This window comes from Brevibacillus sp. FW306-2-1A-C05A (assembly GCF_058781555.1).
Genome location: NZ_JBYSWV010000011.1, coordinates 21,061 through 40,660 on the forward strand (window position 1 = coordinate 21,061; position 19,600 = coordinate 40,660).

General features: G+C 56.4%; 1 protein-coding gene. It reads right to left on the reverse strand.

From position 1 onward, the window contains the following. Positions 1–83: 83 nt before the first annotated feature. Positions 84–19,544 carry a tyrocidine non-ribosomal peptide synthetase TycC gene (gene tycC / locus AC3WJN_RS09585; protein ID WP_492329251.1) on the reverse strand — a complete coding sequence of 6,487 codons (19,461 nt, stop codon included), beginning with the start codon at positions 19,542–19,544 and terminating at the stop codon, positions 84–86. Positions 19,545–19,600 lie beyond the last annotated feature (56 nt).

Below are 19,600 nucleotides of genomic sequence, written 5' to 3' on the forward strand. Positions count from 1 at the left end.
TGCGGCTCCTCTCCAAAGATGTTAGGGATGGATTCCCCCCGGAAAAGCTTTCTCCCAAGGGGAATCCTCACTCGGTTGCCGTCTTATTTCAGGATGAACAGTTCCTGCAGGATGTTTTGGAAGATCGCGGCATTTTGCGACACGTAGCGGCCTGCCAACATATGCGCGTGGATGCCGTACCCGTTGTACGTCATCAGCCGTTTCGTCGCTTTTGCCCAGGCAGCTTCGTTCCATTCGGCTGCCACCGGAGCGTCCTCGTCCGCCTCCAGCTCCGATTGGATGAGGTGGATCGCGGCATTCGTCATTCCGGTGTTCACCAGTTCGTTATGGAACATGACATAGCTGACCGTTTTGCGGACGAAGCTTTGCTTCACAAACTCGTTGGCCGCGTACAGTTGGAAATCTTCTTCGGTCATGTTGAACATCTCGGTGTTTTCGCCGATCTCAGCGAACAACTGGGCAATGTCGTTTTCCGTTTCCGCGACAGTCCGCTCGATCGCCTTGTCTTTCCAGTACGAGTCGAACAGGATGAGATCGGTTACGACATGGCCGCGTTTCTCCAGTTCTTTTGCAAGCTCAAAGGCCAGATTGCCTCCGGAGGAATAGCCCATGAGCGTGTACGGCCCGTCTGGATCAATCGCGGTGATCGCCTCGATATACTGCTCCATCCGGTCGTCTTCCTGGATGAAATCAAAGCTGTACAGGGAGACACCGTGAGTTTCTGCGGCAAGCTTCTGGTAATACACGCTCTGGGCCCCGATTGGCGTGAAGCAGAAGACGTTTCTGCCCGTTTGCTCATTCAGCAAAATGGCTTTGCCGTACCGCGTTTCAAAGCGTTTGTGCGTGATGAAATCGGCTACCTTTTCTACCGTCGGATGTTGGAAGATGAGGTTCAGCGGCAGCTCGATCTGCATGTACGCATACACTTTGGCAATCAACAGCGTAGCTTTTAAGGAATGGCCGCCCAGTTCAAAGAAATCGTCCGTGATGCCGATTAGCTCTACGCCCAATACTTCTTGCCAAATGGATGCCAGTTGCTGTTCGGTCGCATTTTTCGGCGCCACGTACTCGCGTGTGGTCGCATCCGACTGTTGCGGTTTCGGCAATGCTTTGCGATCTACTTTTCCGTTTGCGGAGTGCGGCAGTTGCTCCAGTTGGACGAAATAGCTCGGCACCATGTAAGCAGGCAGCTCTTTGGCCAGATGGCTTCGCAAGCCGGATACGGACACTTCTGCTGCGGCGACGACATAGGCGCAAAGGTATGGGCCATAAGCGGCGTCATCGTCACGGGCGACGACGACTGCTTGATCGATGCCTTGGTAAGCGAGGACGGCACTCTCGATCTCCCCGATTTCGATGCGATACCCTCGCACCTTGACCTGTTCGTCTGCACGGCCGATGTATTCAATCGTGCCGTCTGGCCGCCATTTCACCAGGTCGCCTGTTTTGTACATGCGCTCGCCCGGGCAAAACGGATTTTCGACAAACTTCTCTGCGGTCAGCTCCGGCTTGTTCCAATAGCCGCGGGCAAGCCCGGCTCCGCCGATGCATAGCTCGCCGACCACGCCAACCGGCTGCAGGTGATGCCCGTCGTCCACGATGTAGACGTGTACGTTGGCAAGCGGTCGGCCAATCGTGATCGCTTGCCCCGCTTCAATCGAACGGGAGATGGTGGTCACGACGCTGTTTTCGGTCGGCCCGTATTCATTGTTGATTTCGATTGCCGGGTGCTTTTCTTTTGTTTTTTGCACAAGCTGTACAGGCAGCTTCTCGCCGCCCAGCGTGACGCAGCGCAGGCGCGGGAAGTCGGTTGCCGCCGAGCAATCGAAAATCGCCTGGAACAGACTCGGCACGCCGTAGTAGTGGGTGACTTCCGTTGCGCCGATCAGCTTTTTCAACGCGACCGGGTCTTTGGCTTCTTCCTCTCGCGGCAGCACGCACGTTGCTCCACCGAGAAGCGGAGCGAACAAGCTGGCGACAAAGCCGTCGAAGGCAAAAGAGAATACTTGCAAGGCTCTGTCGCGCGGCCCGAAGCCGTATTCATCCCTTCTCCACTGCAAGCAATTGACGATTCCCCGATGCGGGATCATCACGCCCTTCGGCTTGCCAGTCGTACCGGACGTGTAAATGACATAGGCAAGATCAGTCGGCTGGTTGACGGGCGGCAGATTGGTTCCGCCAAGCCCGGCATCCTGTTCAGCGTTCAGCTCAAGGCACTCCGGCAGCTCGTTGGACACGCGGGCCAACAGCGGCAGCAGATGGGCTTGGCTGAGCAGCAAGGCTGCCTGGCTGTCTGCTAGCAAGTACTGGATGCGTTCCTGCGGATAGCCAGGGTCGATCGGCACGTAGGCGCCGCCTGCCTTCAAAATGCCGAGAATGCCGATCACCATTTCCGGTGAACGCTCCGCCATGATCGCCACAAGCCGGTCCGGCCCGATTCCTTTTGCGCGCAGTACCCTTGCCAGTCTGTTTGCTCGCTCGTTCAGCTCGCGGTAGGTCAGCGTTTGCCCGTTAAAGAGAAGCGCGGCCTGATCCGGTGTCTTCTCGACCTGCTCTTCGAATAGCTGGTGCAGCGTTTTGTCCAGGTCATAGTTGACGGCTGTGTCGTTGAACCCGGCCAAAATCTGCTGTTTTTCTTCAAGCGAGAGCATGTCGATATCGCCCAGGCGGATGTGCGGATTGTGCACGATGCTCGCGGCAATCGCCAGGAAGTGGCGACTTAGCCGTTCGATCGTTTCGCGCGTGAACAAGCTTGTGCTGTACTCTACGCCAATCGTAATTTCTTCTTTCTCCTCCGTGGCGATCAGCGTCAGGTCGAACTTCGCGTGCTTGCCTGTTTCTTCGGTCATGAACGGCGTAAGCGTGCATTCAGGCAGCGCCACGACCTCTTCTGTGCTGTTTTGGAACGTAAACACGGTGTCAAACAGCGGATTTCGGCTCAAGTCGCGCGCAATCGCGAGCTTTTCCACCAGCTCTTCAAACGGGTAATCCTGGTGGCCGTACGCATCCAGCGCATTTTGTTTGACTTCCTGCAAAAATTCGCTGAACGTTTTTTCGCGCTGCGGCTTGTTTCGCATCGCCAACGTGTTCACGAACATGCCGACGATCGGTTCCAGATCGGCATGGGATCTGCCTGTAATCGGCGTGCCGACGACGATGTCCTCCTGCCCCGCATACTTGGAGAGCAGCACGTTGTACGCGGCGAGCAAAACCATGTACAAGGTCGTTCCCGTCGCTTGCGCCAGTTGGTTCAAGCCTTCCGCGAGCGGTTTGCCCGTTTGAAGCGTGTACTGATCCCCGGCAAAGCTCTGGGTGCCGGGGCGGGCGAAATCCGTCGGCATGTTCAGCACGGGAATCTCATCGGCAAACGTCTGGAGCCAGTACGCTTCCTGCTTCTCGAAGGCAGCCGATTGGAAAAACGCCTGCTGCCACACGGAGAAGTCTTTGTACTGGATGCGCAGCTCCGGCAAAACGTCACCCTGATACAACCGCACCCACTCGGCCAGCAAAATGCCGGAGGACACGCCATCGGAAATGCTGTGATGCATATCGGTGAGTAGCACGTGACGATCCTCGCCGATTTTCAAAAGCGAGACGCGCATGAGCGGTGCGACCCCGAGATCGAACGGCTGCACGAGGGAAGAAACGAGTTCGCGCGCTTCGTCTTCCGTAACTTCCGAATAGGCAAGCGCAAAAGGAACGTCCGCGTGAATGTGTTGCACAGGCTCTCCGTTGACGACGGCAAACGAAGTGCGCAAGCTGTCATGGCGCGCAATCAGGCGCTGGAACGCCGCTTCCACCCGTGTTCGGTCCAGCTTGCCTTCGATCAGCATGGTCGACGGCATGTTGTAGCTGATGCCGACTCCTTCAAATTGATCGAGAATGTACATGCGCTTTTGCGCCGAAGAAACCGGGTAGTACGCTTGCTGTTGCGCTGGCTCGATCGAGAAAACGTTCCCTTTGGCAGTCTCTTCGATGAACGCCGCCAATTCCTGAATCGTCGGTTTCTCGAACAAGATGCGGAGCGGAATATCGACCTGGTATTCGTTGTGCATGCTCGCTATCACCCGCATGGCACGCAGGGAGTGGCCGCCGAGCGCGAAAAAGTCGTCTTGCACGCCCACTTGCGGAACGTTTAGCACCTGCTCCCATACGCGGGCCAGTCGGTCTTCCCATACAGAGCGCGGCGCGACGTATTCGGTCGTTCGCAGCATGGTGACATCCGGCGCTGGCAAGGAGCGTCTGTCAACTTTGCCATTGGCAGTTAGCGGCAGCGCGTCCAAGGTTACGAAATACGATGGAATCATCGCTTGCGGCAGCTCCTTCAGCAAATTCGCCCGTAACTCTGCGGCGTCAAGCGCATGGTCCGTCACGACGTATGCGCATAATTCCTTTTCCTGCCTGTGGTCTTCTCTTGCGACCACGACTGCTTCCGCGATTCCGTCCAGCTTGCGCAGTTGTGTCTCGATTTCGCCCAGCTCGATGCGGACGCCCCTGATTTTTACCTGGTGGTCATTGCGTCCGAGGAACTCGACATGGCCGTCTGCGCGCCACTTCGCGAGATCACCTGTGCGGTACAGTCGTTCACCTGGGGCAAACGGGTTCGGCACGAACTTTTCTTGCGTCAACTCCGGCCTGTTCAAGTAGCCGCGCGCCACGCCCGCTCCGCCGATGCACAATTCGCCCACGACCCCGACAGGCTGCAAATTCAAATGCGCATCGACTACGTACATCGTCATGTTCGGAAGCGGTTTGCCGATCGGCACCGTTCCCGAGCGGATGGCGGTGACGTCTGTTTCTTCGTAGTAGCTGGTGTCGATGCACGCCTCTGTCACGCCGTAGCTGTTGATAATGCGCATCGTGTGGCCGAAGCGCGCAAGCAACGTTTTGAAGTCTTCTGCCGGACAACTGTCCGCTCCGAGAATCAACAGCTTCATCTGGCTGATGTCCAGCTTGTTTTCGTAAATGTAGTGCATCAACGGCATAATCAGGGCGGGTGTCGCTTCGAAAATGGTGATTTCGTGGCGCCTGATAATCTCGTACAGCGAAGCAGGGTCCAGCTTGACCTCGTTCGGGCAGATGACGAGTTGCCCGCCTGTCAGCAGTGCCCGGGCAAAATCGCCCGTCGAGACGTCAAAGGCAAAGCTCGCCATTTGCAGCAACCGTACCGGGAAGCTGTCCAGGTGATACTCGTCCTTCCAGGCAAACGCGACATTGGCATAGCTGCGATGCTCGATGACGACCCCTTTTGGCTTGCCTGTCGTACCGGAAGTGTAAATGATGTATGCTGCGTGCTCTGGACGCGCAACGTGCTCCAGATTGTCTGCTTCCTCCTGGTCCACTCTCTCTGTATCCAGATAAATGGTTTCATAAGGGAAGGCAACTTGGCTGTTCATTTTTTGCAAAGTGAGCAGCAGCTTCGCCTCGCTGTCTTCGAGCATGAACGCTTGGCGCTCCAGCGGATAGTCCGGATCAATCGGGACGAATGCCCCGCCTGCTTTCAAAACGGCCAGCATGCCGATGACCATGTAGGGCGAGCGGTCTACGAGGATGCCGACGGTGCTCTCCGGCTTGACGCCTTTTCGCCGCAGGACGCGGGCGAGCCGGTTTGCTTTTGCATTCAACTCGCGATAGGTCAGTTGTTCGTTTTCGCACACGACCGCAATCTGGTACGGTGTTTTTTCCGCTTGCTCCTCGAACAGCATCTGGAACGTTTTGTCCGTTGGATAAGCTCTCTTCGTTGCGAGGAAGCCCTCCAGCATGCGCTCCGTCTCCGCCTGGGACAGCACGCTGATCTCGGCCAGCTTGATGTCGGGATCGGCGGTGATCGTCTGCAAAAGCTGGACGAAGTGGGTCGCCAGCCGATTGATCGTTTCTTTGGCAAACAACTTCGTGCAATAGCTGAATTGGACCAGCAGCTCATCTCGTTTTTCCATCGCATCCAGCGAAAGGTCGAATTTGGCGATATGGCCGTTCACCGGGTACGGCGACAGCTTCAGTCCCGCTACTTGCCCTGCGGCTGCGTCGGCAAGCCCGAGGCTGAACATCGTGTCAAACAGCGGGTTTCGGCTCAGATCGCGCCGCACTTGCAGCTTCTCGACCAGGTGCTCGAACGGATAGTCTTGATGCTCGAAGGCATGGAGCGCATTTTGCTTCACGTCCGCCAAAAACGCGCGGAAGCTCAGGCTGCCTGCCGCCGTATTTTTTAAGGCGAGCGTGTTGACAAACATCCCGACGATACGCTCCACATCTGCGTGCGAGCGGCCTGCAATCGGTGTGCCGATGACGATCTCTTCCTGGCCTGCGTACTTGGAGAGCAGCACATGGTACGAAGCCAGGAGCACCATGAACAAAGTCGTACCGGTATCGCTAGCGAGCTGACGCAGTTGTTCCAGCAGGTGTTGTCCCGTGCCAAGCGCTACCGTGTCGCCGTCAAAGCTCTGCACGGAAGGTCTTGGGTAGTCAGCAGGCAGATTTAATAACGGAATCTCGTCGGCAAACGTCCGGGTCCAAAATTCCTCCTGCTTTTGGAAGCGTTCAGACTGGGCCAGCTTCGTTTGCCACACGGCAAAATCTTTGTACTGGATGCGCAGGTCAGAAAGCTGCTTTCCTTCGTATAAACTGGCGATTTCCTCGACGATGACCGCAAGCGATACGCCATCGGAAATAATGTGGTGCATATCCATGAAGAACAAGTGCCGCTCTGCGCCAAGCTTTATCAGGTTCACCCTGAACAACGGGGCAGTCGCAAGATCAAATGGCTGGATCAACTCTTGCACGAGCGCTTCTGCCTGCTCGTCTGTCGCCTCGATCATGCGGATTGGCAGCTCGACCTCGGCATGGACTCGTTGCAGCGGCTCCCCGTTTACCGAATGGAACGAAGTGCGCAAAGCTTCATGCCGCTTGACCAGGCTCTGGATGGCAACGGCAAAGCGGTCGTAATCCAGCTTGCCTTCCAGCACCAGCACGTTCGGCACGTTGTAGCTGATCCCGCTTCCTTCGAACTGATGCAGGATGTACATTCGTTTTTGCGCAAACGACACCGGATAATACGCGGCTGGCTCTGTCGGCGGGATCGTTTCGAACTGCTCGAAGGCACTCTCGGCAATATAGGCCGCCAACTCATGGATCGTCGGAGAGGCAAACAGCGCTTGTAGCGGCAGCTCTACCTGGAATGTTTTATGGACTTGCGTGATGACGTTCATCGCCTTCAAGGAATGACCGCCGATTTCAAAAAAGTTGTCGTGAATACCGATGGCTGGAAGCCCCAAAACCGTCTGCCAAATCTGCGCCAGCTTCGCTTCGGTTTCCGTTTGCGGAGCGACAAAGGCGCTTCCTGCCGTCCGTTCGCCAGATGGCTGCGGCAGTGCCCGGCGATCGACCTTTCCATTTGCGGTCAACGGCAGCTTTTCCATTTGCACATAGTAGGCAGGAACCATGTAGCCAGGCAATTGTTTGGACAGCGCGTCTCTCAGCTCGGTGGCGTCGACTGCCTGTTCCGGAACGAAGTAGGCACAGAGCGCTTTTTGCCCGTTCGCTTCCTCGATCACGGCCACGACTGCTTCTTTTACGTTGTCCTGCTGGGACAGTACCGTCTCGATCTCCCCAAGCTCAATCCGGTATCCGCGAATTTTGACTTGCTGGTCGATCCGGCCCAAATACTCAATCGTCCCGTTTGCCAGCCACCTCGCCAAATCTCCCGTGCGGTACATCGTTTCGCCAGGCGCAAACGGATTAGGGACAAACTTCTCCGCGGTTAAGTCCGGCTTGTTCAAATAGCCTCGTGCGACCCCGTCGCCGCCGACGCACAATTCGCCCGGCACGCCAATCGGCTGCGGCTGATTGTTGCCGTCGACGATGTACGCGGTGGAGTTTGCAATCGGCTTGCCAATCGGAATCTGCTCGGCAAAATGCTTCTCGATCAAATAGCACGTCGAGAAGGTCGTGTTTTCGGTCGGGCCATACCCGTTCCAGATTTCCAGGTCGGGCAGGGCGCTTTTTACCCGGTTGATGTGTGCAGGCGACAGCGCTTCGCCGCCGACGATCAAGGCGCGCAAGCTGTCAAACATCGCCGGGTTTTCTTGCGAGAGCTGGTTAAAGAGCGGCGATGTCAGCCACATGGTCGTAATCTGGTTCGCCCGCAGGAAGCTGCCCAGCTTCTCGGCATCCAAAAGGACGTCCTTGCGCACCACATAGAGGCTCGCCCCGTGCAGCAAAGCGCCGAAAATCTCAAACGTCATGGCGTCGAAGCCAATCGCGCCCGTTTGCACCATCCGGTCGGTTTCGCGGACTTGCACGTAATTCGTATGCATGACCAGTCGGGTGACGTTGCGGTGTTCGACCATGACGCCTTTTGGCTTGCCTGTCGAGCCTGACGTGTACATCACGTAAGCCATGTCCCGCGCTCCGTTGACAATCGCCGGATTGCCGGAGTCCTCCTGATCCAGACTCGCCGCTTCCAACACGATCGGAATTAAACCTTCGCTTACGAGCGGCAACAAGCGTCTCTGCACAAGGACTACCTTCACGCCGCCATCTTCGAGCATGTAGGAAAGGCGTTCTGACGGATGTTCCGGGTCCAGGCCCAAATAGGCGCCGCCCGCTTTGAGAATCCCCAAGATGCCTGCAATCATCTCCGGCGAACGATCGGCGAGCAGACCGACGATGCCGTCTTTTTCGACGCCGTGTCGACGCAGGACATGGGCGATCTGGTTTGCTTTTTCGTTCAGCTCCCGATACGTCAGCCTTTTTCCGTCCATCACGACGGCAGCATGCTCGGGCGTTTTTGCCGCCTGCTGCTCGAACAGCTCCTGAATCGTGCAATCGCGCGGATAGTCGGCAAACGTGTTGTTAAAATCAACCGTGACAAGCCGCCGCTCTTCCTCGCAGAGCAGGCTGATCTCCTGCAAGGCAACGGTTTGATCGGCAACGACTTCGCGCAGCACTTGCAGGAAATGCCCCGCCATTCTTTCGATGGATTCCCGGCGGAACAGTTTTGTCGAGTAGACGAGCGCAAAATGAATGCCTGCCTCGTCCTCGTGCGCTTCCAGCGTGAGATCGAATTTCGCGTTGCCTGCCTCGGCAGGGTATGCTTCCAGTTTCAGCCCATCCAGCTCGTACGCTTTTTGGTCCAGGTTTTGCAAAATAAACATGGTGTCAAACAGCGGATTGCGGCTCGGATCGCGCCGGATGTCCAGCTTTTCGACCAGCGCTTCGAACGGATAGTCTTGATGCGCATACGCTTGCAGCGTATTTTGTTTGACCTCTTCCAGAAATGCCTGGAATTGTTTCGCTTTGGCCGGGTAGTTTCGCAACGCGAGCGTATTGACAAACATCCCCAAAACGTTCTCGACGTCGGCGTGCGATCTGCCCGCAATCGGCGTTCCGACGACGATGTCTTCTTGTCCGCTGTACTTGGCCAGCAGCACGTTGTAAGCGGCCAGCAACACCATGAACAACGTGGACTGGTTCTCCTGGGCGAGCTTGGATAATGCGTCCATCAGTGGTTTGTCTGCCTGGAACGAAACGCAATCCCCCTCAAAGCTTTGGGCCAATGGACGGGAAAAGTCGGCTGGCAAATCGAGCACCGGGATGTCGCCGGAAAACGCGTGGAGCCAGTAGTCCTCGTGCTTCCTGTACACGTCGGTTTGGAACAGCTCCGACTGCCAGAGGGCGAAATCTTTGTAATGCACAGAGAGCGCCGGCAACGCTTCGCCTCGATACAGCTTCGAGAACTCCTCCACGATGATCCCGGCCGAGACGCCGTCCGAGATGATGTGATGCATATCCATCAGGAACAGATGCCGTTTTGCCTCCAGCTTGAAAAGTCCGACCCGCCATAGCGGCGCTTTCACCAGGTCAAACGGTTGCACAAACGATGCGACAGTTGGCGCCACTTGCTCTTCCGTCAATTCGCCGTACTGCACATGCAGCTCGACATGTTCGTGTACGCGCTGGACAGGCTCGCCATTTACGGTGTGAAAAGAGGTGCGAAGCGACTCGTGCCGCTCGACCAGCCTGTCGATGGCAGCCGCAAACCGCTCGACGTCCAGATCGCCTTCGATGTACAACGCGCTCGGCATGTTATAGACCGTGCCCGTGTCCGCAAACTGGCGCAGGACGTACATCCTCTTTTGCGCGGACGAAACGGGATAATACTCCTGCAACGGGGCAGGCTGGATCGGCACATACGCCTCTTTTCCGCTCGTCGCGACATACTGGGCCAACTCCTTGATCGTAGGCTGCGCAAAGAGCACTTTCAGCGGAAGCTCAACCTGATACTCGCGATGCACCTGTGCAGCGACAGCCATCGCTTTCAAGGAATGGCCGCCGAGCTGGAAAAAGTTGTCGAGAATGCCGATGCCGCTCATCCCCAGCACGCGCTCCCAAATCTCGGCCAGCTTTCGTTCCACAGCATTCGTTGGCGCTGCGTATTCCGCTCCGGTTACGGGCTTGCCCTCCGGCTTCGGCAACGCTTTCTTGTCGATTTTGCCGTTTGGCGTAAGCGGAAGCTGATCGAGCTGCACAAAATAGGCGGGAATCATGTACGACGGCAGTCTTTGCGCCAGAAGCGACCACAGCTTGGCGACCTCGAGCTTTTCTGTGGCAGTAAAATACGCAGCCAGAGACGTCTGACCGAGCTGATCTTCGTGGACGACCACAACAGCCGCTGTCAGCTTTTCTACCGCGAGCAGAACCGACTCGATCTCGCCGATTTCAATCCGGTAGCCTCTTACTTTGACCTGTTCGTCGATGCGACCGACAAATTCAATCGTGCCGTCCGGGAGCCATTTGCCGAGATCACCCGTCTTGTACATGCGCTCGCCTGCCGCAAACGGATGCGGAACGAATTTCTCGTCCGTGAGCGTCGGCTTGTTCCAATAGCCCCGCGCCAAGCCGAGGCCGCCGATGCAAATTTCCCCGATCACACCGATGGGCTGTAGCTGGTGGAATTTGTCGACGATGTACAGGCTGGTGTTGGCGATCGGCCGCCCGATCGTGATCGCGGCATCCGTATCGACTATGCGCAGCGAGGTAGCGACGACACTGCTTTCCGTCGGACCGTACTCGTTGACGATAACGAGATCGGGATTCAACTGCTTGCTCTTTTCAACGAGCGGAGCCGTGATTTTTTCTCCCCCGAGCGTGACGGTTTGCAGCGGACGGAGATCCGCCGACGTACTGCATTCCAAAATAGCCTGGAACAAGCTCGGCACCCCTGTCATCAGGGTGCAGCGCGAAGCGGCGATGCGCTTTTTCAGCGCGACAGGGTCTTTGGCTTCTTCCTCTTGCGCCAGTACGACGGTTGCTCCGGACAGAACAGGCGCAAAGAACGACAGCACGAAGGCATCGAAGGCAAACGACAGAGACAGCAAGCTTCTGTCGCCAACGGTCAGCTTGTATTCCGCTTTTTTCCATAACACGCTGTTGACAATGCCGCGATGCTCGACCATGACCCCTTTTGGCTTTCCGGTCGTACCTGATGTATAGATGATGTAAGCCAGATCGGAAGCGGTATGGATCGGCTGCAAATTCGCGCGCTGCGCCGAATAGGCGCTCTCGTCGTCCACGTACAGGCATTCCGCGCTCACCCCGGAGCCGAGCTTCGGTCCCAGATGCTTTTGCGCAAGCACCAGCCGGGCTTCGCAATCCGCGAGCATGTAGGCGATGCGTTCCTCCGGATATTCCGGGTCGATCGGCACATAGGCTCCGCCTGCTTTCAAAATAGCGAGGATGCCGACAGCCATCTCCACAGAGCGGTTGACCATAATCCCTACGGTTTGGTCAGGCTTTACGCCCCGCTCGCGTAACGTGGCGGCAAGCTGGTTGGCCCGCTCGTTTAACTCCCGATAGGACAACTGCTGCTCGCCGATCTCAACGGCTGTCGCCTGCGGCGTTTTTTCTGCTTGCTCTTCGAACAGCGCCGAAAGCGTTTTGTCTTGCGGAAAATCCTTGTGCGTGTCGTTGAAGTCGACCAGCAAGCGTTGCTTTTCCTCTGCGGTCAGCATGGCGATCTCGGACAGCAGCACCTCGGGGTTCGCGGCGACGACCCGCAAGATTTGCAGGAAATGCGCCGCTACGTTTTTCATCGTCTCGCGCGAAAACAGCTTGGTGCAGTAGTCCAGGCTAAAGACGATCTCCGCGTTTTCCTCGTACGCCTCGAGCGACAGGTCAAACTTGGCCTGCTTCACCTCTGTCGCATATGGCGTCACGGTCAGTCGCTCCATTGCAAACGGCTTTTGCTCCATGTTTTGCAAAATAAAGACGGTGTCGAACAACGGATTGCGGCTCAAATCCCGCTGAATGTTCAACTTGTCGACAAGCTCGTCGAGCGGATAGTCCTGATGCTCAAACGCTTTTAGCGTGTTCGTTTTCACTTCGGCCAAAAAGCTGTGGAAGGCTTTGTCCCCGGCTGGCTCGTTGCGCAAGGCGAGTGTGTTGACAAACATCCCGACGATGGATTTTGTCTCTGCATGCGACCTGCCGGCAGTAGGAGCGCCGACGACGATGTCCTCTTGCCCGGAGTACTTGGACAACAGCACATTGTACGCCGCAAGCAACACCATGTAGAGCGTCGTCCCTGTCTTGTGCGCAAGCTGGTGCAGTTCTTTTTGCAAAGCGGTGCCGGAGCCAAAGACGAAGCGATCTCCCGCAAAGCTTTTGACCGACGGCCGCGGGTAGTCCGTCGGCAGGTTCAGAACAGGGATGTCCTCCGCAAAACGGTCGATCCAGTAAGCTTCCTGCGCGGCAAACTCATCGGTCTGGAACCAGTCATTCTGCCACTTGGCAAAATCTTTGTACTGAATGCGCAGTTCAGGCAGCTCTTCGCCGCGATAAAGCCGGGCAAATTCCTGGATGAGCAGCCCGATGGAGACGCCATCTGCGACGATGTGGTGCAAATCGAGCATGAACAGGTGGCGTTCCGGCGCCAGCTTGATGAGTCCGGCACGCCAAAGCGGGGCTGTTCCCAGATCGAACGGCTGGATAAACCGCTCGGCTATTTGCCGGATCTCTGCCTCCGTCGCTTCGCCAAACGAGATCGCAAGCTCGACATCCTCGTGCACGCGCTGAACAGTCTCGCCTTGCACGGAGTGGAACGAAGTGCGCAAAGATTCGTGGCGCTGCACCAGACGGTTGAGCGCTTGCTGCAGCCGCTCTGTATCCAGCTTGCCGTCGAGGTACAGGAAACCAGGCATGTTGTAGCTGATGCCTGCCCCTTCCATTTGCTGGAGAATGTACATTCTCTTCTGTGCGGCGGACACGGGGTAATACTCCTGTTTTTCGACAGGCTGGATCGCGGTGTACGCGCCTTTGCTGGCGGCAGCGACGATGGGGGCAAAGCTGGCGATCGTCGGCGATTCAAACAACGCTTTCAACGGTACTTCCGCCTGGAAGGTGCGCTGAATCAAAGCAATGACGTTCATCGCCTTCAAGGAATGGCCGCCCAGCTCAAAGAAATGATCGTGAACCCCGATCCGCTCCACGCCAAGCACACTTTCCCACATTTGTGCGAGCTTCGCTTCGAGTTCGTTGCGTGGCGCTACATACATCGAATCCGCTGCCGCTGCGTCCTCCGGCTGCGGCAATGCTTGGCGATCCACTTTGCCATTCGCCGACAGCGGCAACTGCTCCAAGAAAACAAACGCGGACGGAACCATGTAGGCTGGCAATGCGGCAGACAGGTACGTTCTCAGCTCCGCTGTTTGAATGTCCTGCTTTGCCACGACATAGGCGGACAGGCTGTTTTGCCCGTTGCCATCCTGGCGGGCGATGACAACGGCTGCTTTGACCGCTTCATGCTGCAAAAGCTTGGCTTCGATTTCCCCCAGCTCGATGCGGTGGCCTCTGATTTTTACTTGATGATCGATGCGGCCCACATACTCGATCTCGCCGTCTGGCAAATAGCGGACCATGTCGCCAGTGCGATACATCCTGCCGCCCGGCTCGAACGGGTTGTCGACAAAGCTTGCTTGCGTCAGCTCCTCGCGCTGCCAATAGCCGCGGGCCAAACCGTCTCCGGCAATGCACAGCTCCCCGGCAACGCCTACAGGCTGAAGCTGGTTGCTCGCATTGACGACGTACAGGCGGACGTTGTCAATCGGTTTGCCGATCGGAATGACGCTGTATTCCTGCTGGCGCGGGCAAAGCCAGTAGGTCGCGTCAATCGTGGCTTCTGTAGGGCCGTACAAGTTAATCAACCGGGCTTGTTGCGTCTCGTAAAAACGCGAGACGAGAGCAGGTGTCAACGCTTCGCCGCCGCAGAACACCCGTTGCAAGCTCGTGCATGCGCTCCAACCCGGGTCGGTCATGACCAGATCGAGCAAGGACGGGACCATCTGCAAAGTCGTAATGTTTTGTTCGCAAATCAGGCGAGTCATGTACGCGATGTCGCGATGCCCGTCCGGCTTCGCCAGGACGAGCCGCGCTCCCGTCATCAGCGGCAAGTAAAATTCCCATACAGAAGCGTCGAAGCTGAACGGCGTTTTTTGCAGGACGGCATCCTCCGTCGTCAACGGGAACGTCTCTCTCATCCACAGCATGTGATTGCAGATCGCCTGGTGCGAGATCATGACTCCCTTCGGCTTTCCCGTCGATCCTGACGTGTAGATCACATAGGCCAGGTCGTCTTGGCCAGCGACGTTGTCCAGATTCGTGTCGTCTCCTGTGTAAATCGCTTCTTCGTCTACGTCGATGATCGCCCCTGCATACGCTACCGTCTCCTGCAAATGGCGCTGCGTCAGCAAGATCGGCGCCTCACTGTCGCGGAGCATGTAGCGGATTCGTTCTGCCGGATAGCTCGGGTCGATTGGCGTGTACGCGCCGCCAGCTTTGAGCACGGCCAGCATCCCGACGACCATCCCCGGCGAGCGGTCTACCATAATACCGATCATTGTACCCGGACGGGTTCCCTGACTGCGCAGCAAGCGAGCCAGTTGATTCGCCCGGGCGTTCAGCTCGCGGTAGGTTAAGGCGTGCCCTTCATACGCGACAGCCACTTCATCCGGCGTGCGTGCCGCCTGCTCCTCCACGAATTGATGCAAGGCCATAGCGGTAGTGCGCTCCACAAACGTATCGTTCACGTTCAGCAGGAGGGCGCGTTTTTCTGCTTCCGTCATCATGTCGATGTCCGCCAGTTTGACTGTCGGCCGCTCGCTGATCGCACGCAAAATTTCCAGGTAATGCTCGGCCATTCTTTGCACCGTTTCTTTCTTGAACAGCCTGGTGGCGAATGTGAGCTGGAACTGAATGTCTGCTGGCGATTCACTGGCATTCAACACGAGATCGAACTTGGAAATTTTGTTGAACAGCTCATACGGCGACACGGTCAGTCGGTCGATGGCAAGCGTCTTCTGGCTCGCGCTTTCCAAAGAAAACATCGTGTCAAACAGCGGATTGCGGCTAATATCCCGCTGGATCGCCAGCTTTTCCACCAGCTCTTCAAACGGATAATCTTGATGGTCATAGGCCGCGAGCGCATTTCGCTTCACTTCTTGCAAAAGTTGCGCAAACGTTTTGCTGCTGGCCGGCTGGTTGCGCATCGCCAACGTATTCACGAAAATTCCCATGATCTGTTCCACGTCCGCATGGGAACGGCCAGCGACAGGGGTGCCGACAATGATGTCTTCCTGGCCTGTGTACTTGGACAGCAGCACATTGTACGCGGCGAGCAAGACCATGTACAGAGTGGTCCCTGTCTCTGCCGCTACTTGTTGCAGCCGCTCCAGCCGCTCTTTTCCGGCGGCAAACAGGACGAGGTCGCCTTCAAAGCTTTGCAGGCTCGGGCGCGGATAATCCGTCGGCAAGTTCAGGAGCGGGATTTCATCGGCAAACGCGTTCAGCCAATGCTGCTCCTGCTGCTTGTACGCGTCTGTCTGGAACCACTCGTTTTGCCAGGCGGCGAAATCTTTGTATTGGAGCGCAAGGGGCGGCAACTCTGCTCCCTGGTACAGCTCGGCAAACTCGCGCAGCCATATTTGCGAAGATACGCCGTCGGAAATGATATGATGCATGTCGAGCAGGAACAAGTGGCGGTCTGTCCCCAGCTTGACCAAGCCTGTTCGCACGAGCGGAGCGACCCCGAGATCGAACGGCCGGACAAACTCGCGCATGATGTTCTCCGCCTTGTCCTCGGTCGACTCCAGCATGAACAGTGGCACTTCTACCTTTGCATGCACTTTTTGCACAGGCTCGCCGTCGATGCGGTGAAACGATGTGCGCAAAGCTTCGTGGCGCTCTGCCAGTTGTTGGATCGCGCTGGCAAACCGGGCGTAATCCAGCTTTCCTTCCAACAGGATGGCGCCCGAAATGTTATAGCTGATGCCGCTTCCTTCGAACTGCTGGAGGATGTACATTCTTTTTTGCGCGGAAGAAACCGGATAAAACTCCTGCGCTTCCACAGGCTGAATCGCGGTGTGCTTGCTTTTCTCCGACTGCGACAGGAAGCGGGCCAGCTCCGCTATGGTCGGGTGTTCGAACAGAGCTTTGACAGGCAAATCGACTTCCAGCGCCTTCGCGACCTGGGAGATGACCGTCATCGCCTTCAACGAGTGCCCGCCCAGGTCAAAGAAATCGTCGTGAATCCCTACCTGGCTCATGCCCAGCACCTGCTGCCAAATTTCCGCCAGCTTTGCCTCGATGTCATTTTGCGGAGCGACATACGCGGTTCCTGTAACGACTGCGCCGTCTGGCTTCGGCAATTTCTTTCGCTCGACTTTTCCATTCGCTGTCAACGGAATTTCCGCCAAGCGAATAAAGAAGGAAGGAATCATGTAAGAAGGAAGCGTACTGCCCAAAAACGTTCTCAACTCCGCTACGGTCAGCTCTTGCTCGGAAACGAAGTAGGCGTACAGCACATTTTGGCCGCTCTCGTCCTTGTCCGCGATCACGACCGCTTCCTTGACCGACTCGTGCTGCGTCAGACGCGTTTCGATTTCGCCCATCTCGATCCGGTGTCCGCGAATTTTTACCTGGTGGTCGATTCTTCCTGCGTATTCCATGTTTCCGTCGGGCAGCCATTTTGCCAGGTCGCCTGTGCGGTACATTTTCGTTCCCGGGCGGAACGGGTTGTCGATAAATTTTTCCTCGGTCAGCTCCGGTCTGTTGAAATACCCTTTGGCTACGCCGTCTCCGGCTATGTACATTTCGCCCAGCGAGCCGACGGGCACCGGTTGCATGGAAGCATCGAGCAAATAAAGCTGGACGTTGTCTGCCGGAACCCCGATCGGGACCGATTCCTGGGTCGTTTTTTGCGGGTCGTACAAATAAATCATGCAGCCGACAACCGTCTCGGTCGGTCCGTATTCATTGAAAATTTGCACGTCCTGGCCGAAGTGGTCGTAAATTTGCTTCGCCAGCTTTGTCGGCAAGTTCTCGCCGCCGACGATGAACCGTCTGATGCTGCTCGCCTTGCCGTCTACGTCTTCAATCAGCTTCAGGTGCGTCGGCGTCAGCTTGATGATCCCCACTTTGTTGTCGCGGATGATGTCCAAAATGAGCTGTACCTTGTCTGCCCCTCTGTACACATAGATCGTGTTGCCTGATAGAAGCGGCGTGAAGATCGACGTGACAGTCAAGTCAAACGAAATGGATGAGTACAGCGGAAAGTCCACGGCTTCCCCCTGAACGTACACTTTGTTGGCCCACCAAATGTAGTTGACCAAGCCTTGATGGGTAATCATCGCCCCTTTTGGGTTGCCTGTAGAGCCGGAGGTGTAGATCATGTAAGCCAAATCGTCGGGCTTGCTCTCGGCTGCGAATGGTGTGCTGTCGCCCGCATACAAGGAAGGATCGTCCAGATAAAGAATGCTGCCTGCAAACCGGATGTTTGGCTGCAGATGCGACTGGGTGAAAAGAATCGTCGTCTGGCTGTCGTCGAGCAAATACTGGATGCGATCGAGCGGATATTCGGGATCAATCGGCAAGTAAGCGCCACCTGATTGCAGGACCGCCATGATTGCTACGATCAGCTCCAGCGAATGTTCCGCCATAATCGAAACGATGCTGCCCCTGCCAATGCCTCTGTCGCGCAAAGCCTTGGCAAGCTGGGCCGAGCGCTCCATCAGCTCCTGATAGGTCAGGCTGTCATCGCCGCATACAGCCGCGATTTTCGTCGGGGTCCGGGTCGCCTGCTCTGCGATCAATGCAAAAATCGTCTTGTCCCGCGGGTAGTCAGCAGCCGTGTCGTTGTAGGCGACGAGCAGTTGCTGCTTTTCTTCCTCGGTGATGATGCCGATCTCGTGCAGCCGCACGTGCGGATTGCGAATCACCTGCTCGATGACCGTTCTCAAATGCCCCTCGATTCGGTTGACAAAAGACGGCTCGTAGACGGCGGCATTGTAGCTTAGCTTCACGTACAGCTCGTTTGACGGAGCGAGGGCTACCACTACGTTCAAATCGTAGGAGGTCTGCTCTTCCCCGCTTTCCACGGTGAGCTGGAACCCTAACGAATCTTCCAAATGTTTCATCGAATGGTCCGGGTAGTTTTCAAACGTGACCAAATGATCGATCAACGCTTGTTTCAGTACGGTCGTGCTCTGAATTTCGTACAGCGGCGCGAAATCGTAGGCTGCCGAAGCCAACGCTTGCTTTTGCACCGTTTGGAGCAGCTCGCTGAACGATTGTTGCCTGTTCGTCTGGACGCGGGTAGGAATCGTGTTGATGAACAGGCCCACCATGCTCTCAATTCCCGGAATTTGCGGCGGACGGCCGGAGACGACCGAGCCGAAAACGACATCGTCCGCATTTTTGTACTTGCTCGCCAAAATGCCCCAGAGTGCCTGGAATACACTGCTCATCGTCGCCTGGTTTTGATTGGCGATCTGCATCAGTTGCTGCGTCTGCTCGGGAGCGATCGCAAACATCGACTCGACGTGGTCGTAGCGGCCAGCTTCCGCGCTGTGCTTCTTTTTCGGAAAATCGGCCTGATGGTCGTAGCCTGCCAAATAGTTTTGCCAATAGGTGAGCGCCGCTTCCTTGTTTTGCTTATCCAGCCATTTGATATATTCGCTGTACGGCTTCGTCGCTTCCCGCGGAATCGGCTCGCCGTTGCGCAGGGCTGCGTAGTACGCCAGCAGCTTCTGAAGCAGGACGCCCAATGTCCAACCGTCCACGATAATGTGGTGGAACGCCCAGACAAACTGGTACTTGTTCTCGCCTGTTTGAAAAATGGCGGCTTTCATCAGGCTGTCTTTTGTCAGGTCAAACGTATGGTGCTGATTTTTGTACGCCGTTATGTACTCGTTCTGCTCAAACGTTGGCAAATGCGCGATGTTTTCGAAAGCAACGGCAACCTTTCTCTCTTTCAACACAACCTGGCGGGGCCGCTGCAAGTTTTGGTACACAAACACCGTGCGCAATACTTCGTAGTTTTCCACGAGCTTGTTCAAGCTCTGTTCAAAAAGAGGCAGGTGAAAATCACCTTCGATCGTCGCCGACATTTGCAGGCAGTAGGCGCTGCTGCCCGTGTCTTTGACCGCGTGAAACAACATCCCCTCTTGCAACGGGGTTAACGGGTATATTTTTGCGATGTTTTCCTGCTTTTTCATTTTGCACCTCAACTCTGTAATTTATCGGTTCGAAGGAGGGGGGCCTCCCGTCAAAG